We start from the raw sequence: 13064 nt of genomic DNA, 5'->3' as shown, positions 1-13064 counted from the left end.
AGTAAATAAAGCGGTGAGTAATTTCAACGTATTTACAGCGCTGAAATTACCTTTAAACCAAACAGTAAGTTAGTAAGCTATTTAAAATTTAACTGAGATTTCTGAGGTGAAACCGTCAAAACCACGACCAATTTGGCCGCCTGAGTTTGCGCCTTCTTCTTGGTTTACATACTCAACTTTTAAAAGTGTAGAATCTGTAAACCAGTAACCTGCGGCTACTTGTAAGCGCTCAACGGTGTTATCGTTTTGGCTGATTAAATCGGAAGTGTTTTCTGACTCTGCATAGCGTGCGGCTACGTAAAGTTTTTCAGGAATGATATATTGCTGTACTTCAGCTGCGTAATATTCTACTGAGCTTTCGCCTTTAATTACACTGTTAGAATCAAACGTAGTACCGTTTTCGTCTGCCACGCCATCTGTACCAAAGTAGGTAATACCTGCCACTGCGTTACCTGCAGAGTCTGCAAAGGTATAATCGTCAGACGATTTACCCAACATTAAAATGATGCTGGTTTGATCTGATGGCTGATACGCTAAATTTAATTGAATGATAGACTGATCAAGCCCTGGCATAACACCTACGTGAGTATCACGTTCGCTTGAAGGAGAAGCCGAAAAGTTATAGTTTTCGCCATCACCAAAACGGTAATTTGTTGTTGTGAGTCCATCTAAGCTCGCTACGCCATTTTCAAAACGAAGTTGGTCGCCTTGGTTAGCTTGTAAGTAATTTAAGCCAACTTTAAAGCCACCTTCAAACTCTAATGTACCTTGTAAGCGGTAGTTAAAGCCCCTATCTTCTTGAAATGCTTCGCCAAAGCTTGATGTAGTAATGTGTCCCGCTACGTTATAAGATCGAAGCACACCACTGTCAAAAGTTTCTGTGTAGCTTAATTGTGCACCGTTTTCTGCGGTTGCGTAGTCGTTAATGCCGTTACCAATTAAGGCATTACCTTGGTTATCAGCGCCGTCTTGAAAACCTTTAAACTGAAATGGAGACGCACCAATATTACCTAAACGAAGCGTTAAATTTTCGTTTTCGTTTGGTGTGCCGTATAAGCCAAGTAAATCAAATTCAATACCTGCAAAGTCGTTATGGAACGAAAAATCACGGTCGCCGCCGCCAAAATCGTTTGGCTCTTCGGCTATATCAATGTCGGCAGTAATGTATTCATTTATATGAAACTTAAGCATTAAGTTAGCTCTAATACGCCCAAAACCTGATGATTGCTCTTCATCTCCAGGACGAAATGCACCGTCTTTAGCTTGAATAGACTGAAAGTTTTGCATTGCTAGAAAGTTAACGTCAAGGCGGTCAAAGTAATCTGACATTTCTGCTTGTGCAGGCGCCGCCAACGCTGCTGCTACTAAAGTTAGCGCAAATTTAGCTTTCTTATTATTTAACATAATGAACTCTCTATTTAGTGTGTTGTGTATTTTCAGTGTGCAGCTAAAGCAAATGGGCATTTTATTTAAATGTGTTTTTAAACTTCGTAATGGGCATTGGCTCAGCTAATGAGCATAATCACAAATGAATAATGTAACGTCAACATCTTTTATTACAAAACATTTACATGAAATCGCACTTATAAAAATTTACATTTATAAACAAGGGTTTAATAGTTTTGAATTCCAAAATAAAATTGCCAGTTATGACTAAAGTCTTATTTAAAGTGTTCTGTAGAGGGCTATTGAAGATCGTTATTTAACATTTATTAACCAATTAAATGGTATGGGCGTTTAATTAATACGGCAGGTTTAGGCGCGTAAAAGCGCTAATTGGTTGTTTTTTGATTTACTTTCTTGAGCTTATACAGTGCTTAGCATAAAATTAAATTACTTTAGATGTATAAAAAATAGAAGTAATTAACATATGGAATTTGTGCGCCCGCTTGAGCCTATACTTATTATTGATGATGTTAAGGAAATACGTGACTACCTAAACCAAATATTAACGGAGCTAGGCTTTGAAGATATTTTAGAAAGCAACGATTACCTTTCTGCAAAACCCCTTCTTGATAAAAAATTACCCAATGTCATATTTTTGGATGTGGACTTACCTGATTCTGAAAGCTCTGATATTCTAGAACATATTAATGATAGCTACCCTCACGCTCACGTTGTTATGTGCTCGGGTCATAACACCCTTGAAAACGTGCAAAACACATGGGAATTAGGCGCTAAAGGCTTTATAGAAAAACCTTTTAACGCTAAAAAAGTTAATTCTGTTATGAAACGCCTCGAACTAAGCGAATAATATAAGGTCAGTATGCAAAGCACTGTTACGGCAATTATCGACGATTTATCGAGTGTTATTTTTGGAAAAAAACAACAAATAAAACTAGCACTCACCTGCTTATTCAGTGAAGGACATTTACTGATAGAAGATTTACCCGGTATGGGCAAAACTACGCTCTCACATGCACTTGCTGCTGTGCTTGGGCTGTCGTATCAGCGTATACAATTTACAAGCGATCTTTTACCTGCCGATATTTTAGGAACTAATGTATTTAACGCTAATGAGCACACGTTTACATTTCATAAAGGGCCGATTTTTAGCCAAGTTGTATTAGCAGATGAAATAAACCGCGCGGGCCCTAAAACGCAAAGTGCATTGCTTGAGGCAATGGAAGAGCAGCAAGTTACAGTAGATGGTACTAAGTACACATTACTAAATCCTTTTTTTGTAATTGCCACGCAAAACCCGCTTTATCAGTCGGGTACTTACCCACTACCAGAATCGCAGTTAGATCGATTTTTAATGCGTATAAGTTTAGGTTTTCCTCCTAAAGAGGCTGAAAAACAACTTATTTTAAACATTAAACCGCGAGACTACAGCCAATTACCACAAAGAATAGACGCTAAGCAGCTACAACAAATTCAAACCTTAATTAACCAAATTGTGATAAGTAGCCCTGTAATCGATTATATTATTGAATTAGTAACGCATACTCGTCAAAGCGCAGCATTTGCAGGCTCGCTCTCTCCTCGGGCAAGTATGGCGCTGGCTAAAGCGGCTAAGTCGTGGGCATTTATTGAAGGGCGCGAGTTTGTAACCCCTGACGATGTACAAGCTGTATTTGCAAGTGTGTGCCAACACCGCTTAGGACTGCATAACGAGTCAGGCGAAGCGCAAGTAAATGAAATTTTAAAAACCGTTGCTGTGCCAGTTTAACGTGTTATTTAAAAAAAAAGCCAAAAAGGTCAGTATATTAGGCGCATTAAAAAAGCGTTTACTTAATAAACTACTTAAAAACAAGCATTCAAAGCAATCCATTACGCTGGCTCATAACAATATATATGTAGTGCCCTCGCAACTCGGCTTTTACTTTATTATTGTGGCTATTTTAAATTTTGTTATGGGCATTAATTATCAAAATAACTTAATTTTGGTGATGGCTTATTTAATGTTTGTGGTGATGATTATTGCCGTTCTGCTTGGTTATACAAATGCCAAAGGGCTAAAAGTTGAATATATAAAAAGTTTTGCCAGCTTCTCACCAAATAAAGGCTCGGTTAAATTTATTTTAAAAGCCCCTACACTTACGCAATCAGTATCGCTTAGCTACTCGAGTGACCCTGAATATGCAAAGCACTTAGCGCAAGTTACGCCCAAAGACAGCGCTTTAATTATTAACCTACCTTATAATGCCCGCGGTAAATATACCCTTGAACGTTTTAAAATACACAGTAATTACCCATTTGGGCTGGTAAGCGTGTGGAGTTATATACAACCCAATGACTCTGTTTACGTTTACCCTGCGCCAGAGCATGTATTAAACGACACTTACAACAGTACGTTTGAACACACAACGCAAACAGGCAGTATTAAAGAGCCCGGCAGCGAAGAGTTTGATGAGCTAATTACGCATTTACCAGAAATGGGATTGCAGCGAATTTCATGGAAACATTACGCTAAATCGCAGCAGTTACTCGTAAAAGAATTTATAGATTATAAAAAGTCCGATATTGTTTTTGATTTTAACCTGCTAACGGGTAACACCGAGCAACGCTTGAGTCAGCTTTGCTTTTTAGTGTGTAATGCATGCGAAAACAACACGCCGTTTACACTAATTTTACCCTCAGCAAATTACAAAGCAACTAACGACAAGCACGATAAATCACAGTGTTTAGCACTTCTGAGCGAATACGGCGGAGCAAATAATGGCTGAGCTATTAAATTACCGGGCAATTAATTTAGCAATGAGCTTTATATATGCCTGCTTATTTGCGTTTTATTTATCGCATATGCCCATACTGTTTATTGGGGTTTTATCGCTTTTATGCATTTGGAACGTGTACTTAACACTGACTAACAACCCTAAACCTAACGCGTGGCTTGCAAATATTTTGGCTGGATTAGCTTTAATATTAATGATTTACACCATAGGTATAGGCGATACAGTCATATTGTTTGTTGCTATGTTATTGCTCTCTAGTATTTTTAAATTACTGCAGGCTAAAACAAAAAAACATTACCATATTATTGTCACACTCACGTTTTTTTCTATTTCATCGGCGTATTTGTTTAACCAAAGCATAATAACCACCTTAACCATGAGCGCCCTATTTTTACTCAACTTTGCTGTATTGAGTTTAATTGAATCTTCTCATAGTTTAAAATTAGCCTCTAAGCAAAGTGCTAAGTTGTTATTTATTGCTTTGCCCTTAGCTATATTTTTGCTGTTGTTTTTACCTAAAATGCCCGCTTTTTGGCAGTTACCTGGGCCCAAGCTTGCTAAAACAGGGCTCTCTGAACAGGTTGATCCGTTTGATATTGCAAAGCTGTCTAATTCTGATGAACTGGTTTTTAGAGCGCGTTTTGATAACGACACGCCCGCCTCACCTTATTATTGGCGAGCACTTGTACATGATACCTTTGATGGTAAAGCGTGGAAAACATCTGATTTATTAAAATATAATAATCAAAGTGCTGATCCCAATAAACAAATTGCAGTACAAAATACCTACACAATTATTGCCGAGCCTGCTAATCAAAAATGGTTATATGGGCTTGGTTACGCAACCAGTAACAATAAAAATGTTGAAAGTAATGCGCTAGGGCTATTACGAAAAAAACAATATCAAGCTAAAAGCTTGCAGTATCAGGTATCAAGTACAGCACTGAGTACAGAGCAACTTTCAGATTGGCAAACCGCTTATTACACACGCTTAAATAACCAAACAAACCAACAAGCAGCCAAGCTTGCTGCCAAACTTAAACAATCAACCACCTCGCAAAGCGACTTTTATAATGCATTGCTTAGCTACTTTGCTAAACAAGAATTTAGTTACACGTTAACCCCCGAGCCTATGACCGGTGACAGCACTATTGATCAATTTTTATTTGATAAAAAGCGCGGCTTTTGCGGCCATTACGCCAGTGCAGCAGCGTATATTTTTAGAAGCGCCGGTATTCCCGCGCGCTTGGCCAGCGGTTATTTAGGTGGTGAAAAAAACCAAACAAATAATTATTTATCGGTTCGTCAATACGATGCCCACGCTTGGGTTGAAGTGTATATTAATAATCAGTGGCAAATTTTTGATGCCACTGCGGTGGTCGCCCCCGAGCGGTTAAATGGTTCACTTTCACAAAACGAAGAACTCAATGATGAATTTAAAAGTAATCTCGATTTTGGCTTAGTGAGTTTAAGTAACTTTGCAGCCGTTAATTGGTTAAGGCTCAAACTAGAAACCCTTGATTACCAATGGACCAGCTGGGTACTTGGCTTTGACGAAGAAAAGCAAAGCAACTTTTTAAAATCACTTTTTGGTAGTAAACATCTTTGGCTGGTACCTTTAGCGGTTATTATAGGACTTGCTTTTAGCTTTGCTGCTTACTTTATTTATTTAAATTGGCCACGCAATAAAAGTAAACGGCCGCCGTTAGTTTCAGAATTTGAAGCAGTTAAGCACTGGGCAGATAAAAACGACATAGCGGCGCCTAGTCACTATTCACCTAATCAGCAGTTAATATACTTTGCTGAGCAAATCCCTGATGCTGCGGAACCATTAAGCGAATTTAGCTATTTATTTAACCAAGTGCGCTACGCTAAAAAACCTTTTACTAAAGAACGTAAAAATCAGGCTAAAGATCTGATAAAATTAATTAAATCTTCAAAATAGAGAAAACTATGAATGCGGTTGTTATAGGCGTTATTTTAATGCTTGGGCTCTCCTTAGCCCGTGTAAATGTCATTGTAGCTATGATAATTAGTGCACTTGTAGCTGGTTTAACAGCGGGTTTAGGGATAAAAGAAAGTGTTGATGCATTTAATTCTGGCTTGTCGGCCGGCGCTGAAATTGCACTAAGTTACGCAATGTTAGGTGCCTTTGCAGTGGCTATTTCAAAATCGGGATTAACCCGTATCCTCGCCGAAAAGCTATTAAACAAAGTGAATGCACAAGGTGCTGGCAGCGAAACCTTTTTAAGCTATTTTATTTTATTAATTATATTAGGCTGCGCTATTTCTTCTCAAAATTTAGTGCCTGTGCACATAGCCTTTATACCTATTTTAATCCCCCCTTTGCTGGTTGTGTTTAATCAACTACGTTTAGACCGCCGCGCCATTGCCTGTATATTAACGTTTGGTTTAGCTACCTCTTACATGGTATTGCCTTATGGATTTGGTGGCATTTACTTATACTCTATTTTGCATAAAAACTTAGTTGATAACGGCCTAGACATAGTTAACACACAAGTGCCTATGGCAATGATTATTCCTGCCTGCGGTATGTTGGTTGGGTTAATTATTGCGGTATTTATAAGTTACGCAAAACGCCGTGACTACCAAGCGCAACCGTTAACAACACAAAGCAAAGCTAGCGACATTGAGAAACCAAAAAAAGTGATGATCGTGGGTTTGTTTGCTGTACTTTCATCATTGGTTGCACAGAACCTGAGTGGCTCTATGATATTAGGCGGCCTTGTTGGCGTAATGATATTTAGTGTTTTTGGTGTTGTTAAGTGGGAAGAAAACGGCGACGTATTTAGTAAAGGCGTCGCCATGATGGCGATGATTGGCTTTATTATGATTTCGGCTCAAGGATTTGCCTCAGTAATGAAAGCAACCGGTGATGTAGCAAGTTTAGTTCACAGTGGCGCGGCGTTATTTGATGGCAATAAGCCCCTCGCTGCGGCCTCTATTTTATTGGTGGGATTATTGATAACAATGGGTATTGGTAGTTCGTTTTCTACAGTGCCAATTATAGCTACCTTATTTGTTCCTTTATGTTTAGATTTAGGTTTCTCGGTTATGGCAACAGCGGCTTTAGTGGGTACAGCGGGTGCATTAGGTGATGCGGGCTCTCCAGCCTCTGACTCTACACTTGGGCCAACCTCGGGTTTAAATGCCGATGGTCAACATGACCATATACGAGATTCGGTGATCCCCACCTTTATACATTTTAATATTTCATTACTTATATTTGGTTGGATTGCGGCTATGGTGCTTTAAGACTTCTGCACTTATAGAGTGTATAATTCATTATTTTTAAGGCATGTATTTCATGCCTTTTTATACCTCCCTATTTTGCTGACCTAATTTATATATCTTCATAGCTGCGAAGATTGCTTTTTATAACAAACCAGTATGATGTGTTCTTTTTATATAATTAAATAAGCACCTAATAAAGGTGCTTATTTAAAGGCCGCTTGCCTTAATATTTACTTATCAAAACCGTAAATCATTTTATCGCACACAACCGGTGTCGGTCTGTGATCATCATCTACCGCTACAAAGGTAAAGCTGCCTGAAATAGCCGAGTGCTTATCATCTTTATGCATGGTTTCTAAACAAATATCCACATCCACTTTTAGTGATGTATTGCCCACATGCACAACTTTAGCAATTAGCTCAGCAAAAGTGCCCGCTGGAATAGCCTCTTTAAAATCAACTCTATCAGATGAAATAGTCACTAACGGCTTTCGGCAAAAACGAGTGGCGGCAATAAAAGCAACCTCGTCCATCCATGCTAACGCATCGCCACCAAATAATGTGTTGTGATGATTAGTGCGCCCAGGAAACACCGTTTTAGTAACCGAGGTCGTTGAGTCTTCAATACGCTTTGCAATAATTGCATCGCGGTTAATGTCTGTCATAGTATCTACTTTTTATTAGCAAGCTTATCTTGCATCAATAATGCTGGGTCTAGGCGCTCGCCTTCCCAGTTAAAACGCCAATCAAGGTGTGGGCCTGTTACACGCCCTGTTGCACCTATTTCGGCAACTTTGTCGCCTTGGCTTATTGTATCGCCTACTTTTACATCTAATTTGCTTAAATGAATATATGTAGAGGTAACGCCATGGCCGTGGTCAATAATAAGCGTACCGCCAGAGTAGTATAAATCGGGGTCAGCAAACACCACGGTGCCACTAATCGGAGCATAAACAGGCGAGCCGGTTTTATTGGCAATATCTAAACCGAAATGTGGGCGTCGCGGTTCGCCGTTAAAATAACGTTGGCTACCATAAACACCCGATATACGTCCTTGTGCAGGCTTTAATACCGGGTCTAAAAAGTACTGTAAATCAGAGTTAACCGCGCGCGCTTTACGTATTGCTTGCGCCTCACGGCTAATACGTGCGCTTACTTCTTTAGGGGGCGACACATACTTTTTAGCCACACCGGTAATTTTATCAATTTTATAATCGCGTTTAGTGATCATTAAATCTTGCGTGTGTGTTTTACCGTTATTATCTACCCACGTAAGGGCGTGTTTTGCTTTCGCGTCGCGACCAAAGCCAAACACAAAATCGCCAGAGTCTGATAACTTTAATGTTTTACCATCTAGCGATACCAACTTTACGTTTTCAAGCTTGCCTGTCACTAAGCCGCCCTGCGTAAGGTGCCCTTTTAGCTCAAGCGCTAATGCACTAAAGCTAGTTGTGGTTACAAGCGCTGTGGCTAAAAGAGTTTTAAGCATAACTAATCGATCCCTTTCCTACGCCTTCATATGCGGTAATTTTTACGTCTTTGTCTGGGTATTCTGCCTTAACTTGCTCAGCAAGGTGTTGAGCAATACATTCTACCGTTGTATCAACAGGTAAAATGTCACAGCGTGACTCGCTAATCGCCATTTCAAAGTAACCTTGTGCAGCGGTGTAAGCAAAACACACATCATCGTTTTTAGCGCTTATGTGTTTTAATTCGCTTGCAGCGATTTGGTCTTCACGTGTAGCTAAGTAAATATCTTGCCATTTTTCTGCCCATTGTTTTTGTAAGCGTGGCATAGACATACCATCTAAACTAATACCAATTTGCGAGCGATGACCATGAATAATACGCTGACAGTTGCCATCGTGCTTTTTAAGGCCATGGCTGTAATGGTAATAAAAACTTTGGCTGTGCTCTGGTTTAAGCGACAACTCAATTTTTTCAATGTTTCCTGGCAGTTTTGGTAAAATAGTGTCTATTAAAAATTCAGTCACTGATTCAACGCTAATTTCTGGCGCGTCTATCATGCAATAAGCTTGATGCGGAGCACTCATGGCTAAATGGTGGTTATCACCAAATGTGCAATCGAGCGTTTTGTGCGAATCAAATTCTTGTACTGTGCCATTTAAACCTTTAGCAATTGCTAGTTTGTGGTCTAAACAGTCGTCAATTATGCCTTTAATTTGCTTTTTAACTAAGCCAAAGTCTAACACCATAGACTCTTCATTTAGCTTGCCATGCAACGTTAAGTCAACAATCCAGCTCTCGCCAACGGCGCCGCGTTTGTTACATAAGTAAGAAAAATCAATCACTGTTAGTGAGTTAACAAAAAGGATCATAAACTTCCTTTAAACTGGTTATAAGTCAGGGGTAATTATAATGATTTCTGATTGTAATTGCGCGGTTTTATAGTGCAAAAAGCAATCGCCACTACTGATTGGCGATAAATCACGCAAAAAAGTGTTTTTTTCAACTGCTCCGAGTTGTTTAGCGTACAAGTGTACGCTAAAGTACTTGGCAATTTCTAAGCGAAGATAAGTGTTATGGAACCTAAAAATAGCTATACAAAAGAAGATTTGATCCTATGTGGTCAAGGTGAAATGTTTGGTGAAGGTAACTGCCGTTTACCAAGCGACAACATGTTAATGATGGACCGTATTACTTCAATCACTGCTGATGGCGGCGAGCACGGTAAAGGCCAAATTGTAGCTGAGCTTGATATTGACCCAAGCCTATGGTTTTTCGATTGCCATTTTAAAGGCGACCCAGTTATGCCAGGTTGTTTAGGACTAGATGCTATGTGGCAACTCGTTGGCTTTTTCTTAGGCTGGTCTGGTGGCCCAGGTTTAGGCCGTGCTTTAGGCGTGGGTGAAGTTAAATTTACCGGTCAAATTTTACCTACAGCTAAAAAAGTAACATACCGCCTTGATATGAAACGTGTAATTAAGCGTAAATTATTTATGGGCATGGCTGATGGCACAGTTGAAGTAGATGGCCGCGTAATTTACGAAGCAAAAGATTTAAAAGTGGGCTTATTTCAAGACACAAGCGCATTCTAAATTAGTAATGAATCTATGCAAAAAGGCCTCCAGTTGGAGGCCTTTTTACGTTAATTCTTATCTGATGAATTAGGTTTTATACATGTTTCGGTTTTCAATTGCTTCACGCCAACCGCCTAACCATTCTGACTTAGGATCGATTTGCTGATAAGGGCATAGCTCTTTTGAGCGCCCGGCTAAACCTGCTTTAAAACCTTGAGAATGAGCTCTTTCTAAACGATCTCTTTTTTGTCTCTTCATCGGTAATATCCTCACCTTTTTTAATTATAAATTTTGTAGCATTAGTGAAATCTACATTTAATGAATAGTTAATAAAAATGTTAAATTCAAATAGCAAAATTAATTAATTTGTTTGACATTAACTAACATGCTGATGCAAAGATAATTTAACATTAATAAAAACACAGTGGTCATACCACTTCATTTCTTACTGCTTCTTTAATTTACAATACGGCTATCTAACCGCTTAAATGCACTTATGTGCTAAGGCGTGTTCTACTTTGCTGATTTAAATATCTCCATTAAAGCGATTAAATAACTGCTTAATAAAAGCACCTAATGGGCAGCATATAGTTGGTATTTATGGTGCTTTACCGCCTTGTCTAAATGCCAAACACCACTGCAAATTTAACCAGCAAAAATCAACACGACCTATTTATCCGACACAGCTTTTTTGGCTAAGTTCCAAACAAAAATGTAATCATGACGATTTTATTGCAATTTGCCCTTTTGTTTAAAAAACAACTTTAACGATTTATTTTTAAACAATTGGTATTTATGCTTGATTAATTAAAGTCGATCGGTCTAATATGGGTTAACTTTAAAAAGGCTATTAGGGGTTACTTATAATGAACACTGCTCAGGCACCTGCACGGCGCGGAAGACCCCCTAAAATACCTCGCGAAAACGCCGATACCAAAGCGCACCTTATTAGGGTTGGCCTAGAAACCTTAACTGAATTTGGTTTTAGCGCAACTGGCCTTGATACCATTTTAAAAAAAGCCGGCGTGCCTAAAGGCTCGTTTTATCATTACTTTAAAAGTAAAGAAGCGTTTGGTATTGCGTTAGTAAATGCCTACGATGACTACTTTATTACTAAGCTCAAAAAATATTTAACCGATAGCAAAACCCCGCCCCTCGAGCGCTTAATTCACTTTACGCAAAGTGCCATTATGGGCATGCAAAAATACCAGTACAAACGCGGTTGTTTGGTCGGCAATTTAAATCAAGAGCTAAATCATTTAAGTGATGAATTTAAAATCCGCTTACTACAAAGCTACGTAGCATGGCAGCAGCAAGTGGAGCAGTGTTTAAATGAAGCACAGCAACAAGGCACGATTGCTAAAACTGTTGATACGCAGCTTATGAGTGAATATTTTTGGATTGGCTGGGAAGGCGCCGTTATGCGAGCTAAACTTACCCAATCAAGTAAACCCCTTACGTTGTATACAGAAATGTTTTTACGCGCATTACTTACCTAGTGCGCATTTTATTTAGCCATTAAAAACCGATCGGTCTAAAAGGATATGTTATGAGTAACTCAGTTAAAGCTATTGTAATTACGAAAGACGAAAACTACGCTGTGGCGCTTAGTGAAGTGCAGCAAAGTGACCTACCAGATCAAAACGTGCAACTTGATGTACTTTACAGCACGCTCAATTACAAAGATGGGCTAGCCATTACTGGTAAAGGCCCTGTGGTACGTAGTTTTCCTATGGTGCCAGGCATCGATTTAGTGGGCACAGTAAGTGAAACAAGTACGGATGAATTTACTGTTGGCGATAATGTAATTCTAAATGGCTTTGGTGTGGGTGAAAAACACTGGGGCGGCCTTGCACAAAAGGCATCGCTTAATAGTGATTGGTTAATCCCCCTCCCTGCAACGCTTTCGCCAAAACAAGCAATGCAAATTGGCACCGCGGGCTACACAGCAATGCTGAGTGTTATTGCCCTTGAAAAACAAGGCATCACTCCAAGTGATGGCGAAATATTAGTGACCGGTGCAAACGGCGGTGTTGGCAGCTTTGCCATTTATTTATTAAATCAGCTGGGCTATAACGTAACCGCTGCAACAGGAAGAATGGAGCAAAGCGATTACTTAAAAGAACTGGGTGCGTCACAAATTATTAGCCGCGATGAGCTTTCAAACCCAGGTAAGCCACTTCAAAAAGAACGCTTTGCTGGTGCTATAGATTCGGTAGGCAGCCACACGCTTGCTAATATTTGTGCATCGCTTAAATACGGTGGCGTGGTTACTGCGTGTGGTTTAGCCCAAGGCATGGATTTACCCGCCTCTGTAGCGCCCTTTATTTTACGTGGTGTATCTTTAATTGGTATAGACAGCGTTATGCGCCCTAAAAAAGACAGAGTAGAAGCATGGGACAGACTAGCAAGCTTAGTAAAAGCCGATTACCTTGATAAAATTTCAACCGAAATTACACTTGAGCAAGTAATTGAAAATGCCGAGCAACTTATGGAAGGTAAAATTCGCGGCCGCGTAGTTGTTAATTGCCAAAGTTAAGCAATTTTATCTATTAAAGCCTCGTTATTAAATTTATAATGGCATTTGTAT

Annotated in this window: 13 protein-coding genes; 8 read left to right on the top strand and 5 right to left on the bottom strand. The window is 39.4% G+C overall.

Annotation, left to right across the window (positions count from 1 at the left end; all coding sequences use genetic code 11):
* Positions 1–81: 81 nt before the first annotated feature.
* Positions 82–1404: a hypothetical protein gene (locus tag PSH54_RS17795; RefSeq protein WP_273606737.1), complete on the bottom strand. Its 1323-nt coding sequence runs from the start codon at positions 1402–1404 to the stop codon at positions 82–84.
* A 466-nt stretch (positions 1405–1870) separates the two neighbouring features.
* Between PSH54_RS17795 and PSH54_RS17790 the strand changes: the two genes are divergently transcribed.
* Genes PSH54_RS17790 through PSH54_RS17770 form a run of 5 tightly spaced genes read left to right on the top strand, consistent with a single transcriptional unit; the run spans position 1871 to position 7454 of the window.
* Complete coding sequence (locus PSH54_RS17790; protein WP_273588242.1) at positions 1871–2254, top strand: response regulator; 384 nt, start codon at positions 1871–1873, stop codon at positions 2252–2254.
* Positions 2255–2266: 12 nt separating this feature from the next.
* Positions 2267–3172, top strand: a complete 906-nt coding sequence (locus PSH54_RS17785) for an AAA family ATPase (RefSeq protein WP_096041756.1) — start codon at positions 2267–2269, stop codon at positions 3170–3172.
* Entirely contained in the window at positions 3156–4169 is a 1014-nt protein-coding gene (locus tag PSH54_RS17780) for a DUF58 domain-containing protein (RefSeq protein ID WP_443197783.1), read from the top strand. Before PSH54_RS17785 ends, PSH54_RS17780 begins: the two co-directional genes overlap by 17 nt.
* Positions 4162–6123, top strand: coding sequence for a transglutaminase family protein (locus tag PSH54_RS17775; protein WP_273606735.1), 1962 nt, complete (start codon positions 4162–4164; stop codon positions 6121–6123). The genes PSH54_RS17780 and PSH54_RS17775 overlap by 8 nt, the downstream gene beginning before the upstream one ends.
* A gap of 8 nt (positions 6124–6131) precedes the next feature.
* On the top strand, positions 6132–7454 hold the full coding sequence (locus PSH54_RS17770; protein ID WP_273606734.1) for a Na+/H+ antiporter family protein: 1323 nt from the start codon (positions 6132–6134) through the stop codon (positions 7452–7454).
* Between the two features lie 209 nt (positions 7455–7663).
* Here PSH54_RS17770 and PSH54_RS17765 read toward each other — a convergent pair whose 3' ends face one another.
* The 3 genes from PSH54_RS17765 to PSH54_RS17755 are packed head-to-tail and all read right to left on the bottom strand — an operon-like array spanning position 7664 to position 9772.
* Positions 7664–8098, bottom strand: a complete 435-nt coding sequence (locus PSH54_RS17765) for an acyl-CoA thioesterase (RefSeq protein WP_024033640.1) — start codon at positions 8096–8098, stop codon at positions 7664–7666.
* A gap of 5 nt (positions 8099–8103) precedes the next feature.
* Positions 8104–8922, bottom strand: a complete 819-nt coding sequence (locus PSH54_RS17760; RefSeq protein WP_273606733.1) for a M23 family metallopeptidase — start codon at positions 8920–8922, stop codon at positions 8104–8106.
* Positions 8915–9772 carry a 6-carboxytetrahydropterin synthase gene (locus PSH54_RS17755; RefSeq protein ID WP_024033642.1) on the bottom strand — a complete coding sequence of 286 codons (858 nt, stop codon included), beginning with the start codon at positions 9770–9772 and terminating at the stop codon, positions 8915–8917. Before PSH54_RS17755 ends, PSH54_RS17760 begins: the two co-directional genes overlap by 8 nt.
* Positions 9773–9976: 204 nt before the next feature.
* On the opposite strand from PSH54_RS17755, the gene fabA reads away from it, so the two are divergent.
* Positions 9977–10492 (top strand): bifunctional 3-hydroxydecanoyl-ACP dehydratase/trans-2-decenoyl-ACP isomerase, encoded by a 516-nt coding sequence (fabA, locus tag PSH54_RS17750; protein WP_004586523.1) that lies wholly within the window; start codon positions 9977–9979, stop codon positions 10490–10492.
* Between the two features lie 69 nt (positions 10493–10561).
* On the opposite strand, the gene rmf is transcribed toward fabA, so the two are convergent.
* Positions 10562–10732 (bottom strand): ribosome modulation factor, encoded by a 171-nt coding sequence (rmf, locus tag PSH54_RS17745; protein ID WP_004586522.1) that lies wholly within the window; start codon positions 10730–10732, stop codon positions 10562–10564.
* A 608-nt stretch (positions 10733–11340) separates the two neighbouring features.
* Here rmf and acuR point away from each other — a divergent pair.
* On the top strand, positions 11341–11973 hold the full coding sequence (gene acuR, locus PSH54_RS17740) for an acrylate utilization transcriptional regulator AcuR (protein WP_273606732.1): 633 nt from the start codon (positions 11341–11343) through the stop codon (positions 11971–11973).
* A gap of 50 nt (positions 11974–12023) precedes the next feature.
* Entirely contained in the window at positions 12024–13013 is a 990-nt protein-coding gene (gene acuI, locus PSH54_RS17735; protein WP_273606731.1) for an acrylyl-CoA reductase (NADPH), read from the top strand.
* The last annotated feature ends 51 nt before the right edge of the window (positions 13014–13064 follow it).

The sequence above is a fragment of the Pseudoalteromonas sp. Angola-30 genome, assembly GCF_028599215.1.
Taxonomy (GTDB): Bacteria; Pseudomonadota; Gammaproteobacteria; order Enterobacterales; family Alteromonadaceae; genus Pseudoalteromonas; species Pseudoalteromonas atlantica.
The sequence above is the reverse complement of the archived record's forward strand: the minus strand, read 5'-3'. Positions and strand labels throughout refer to the sequence as shown.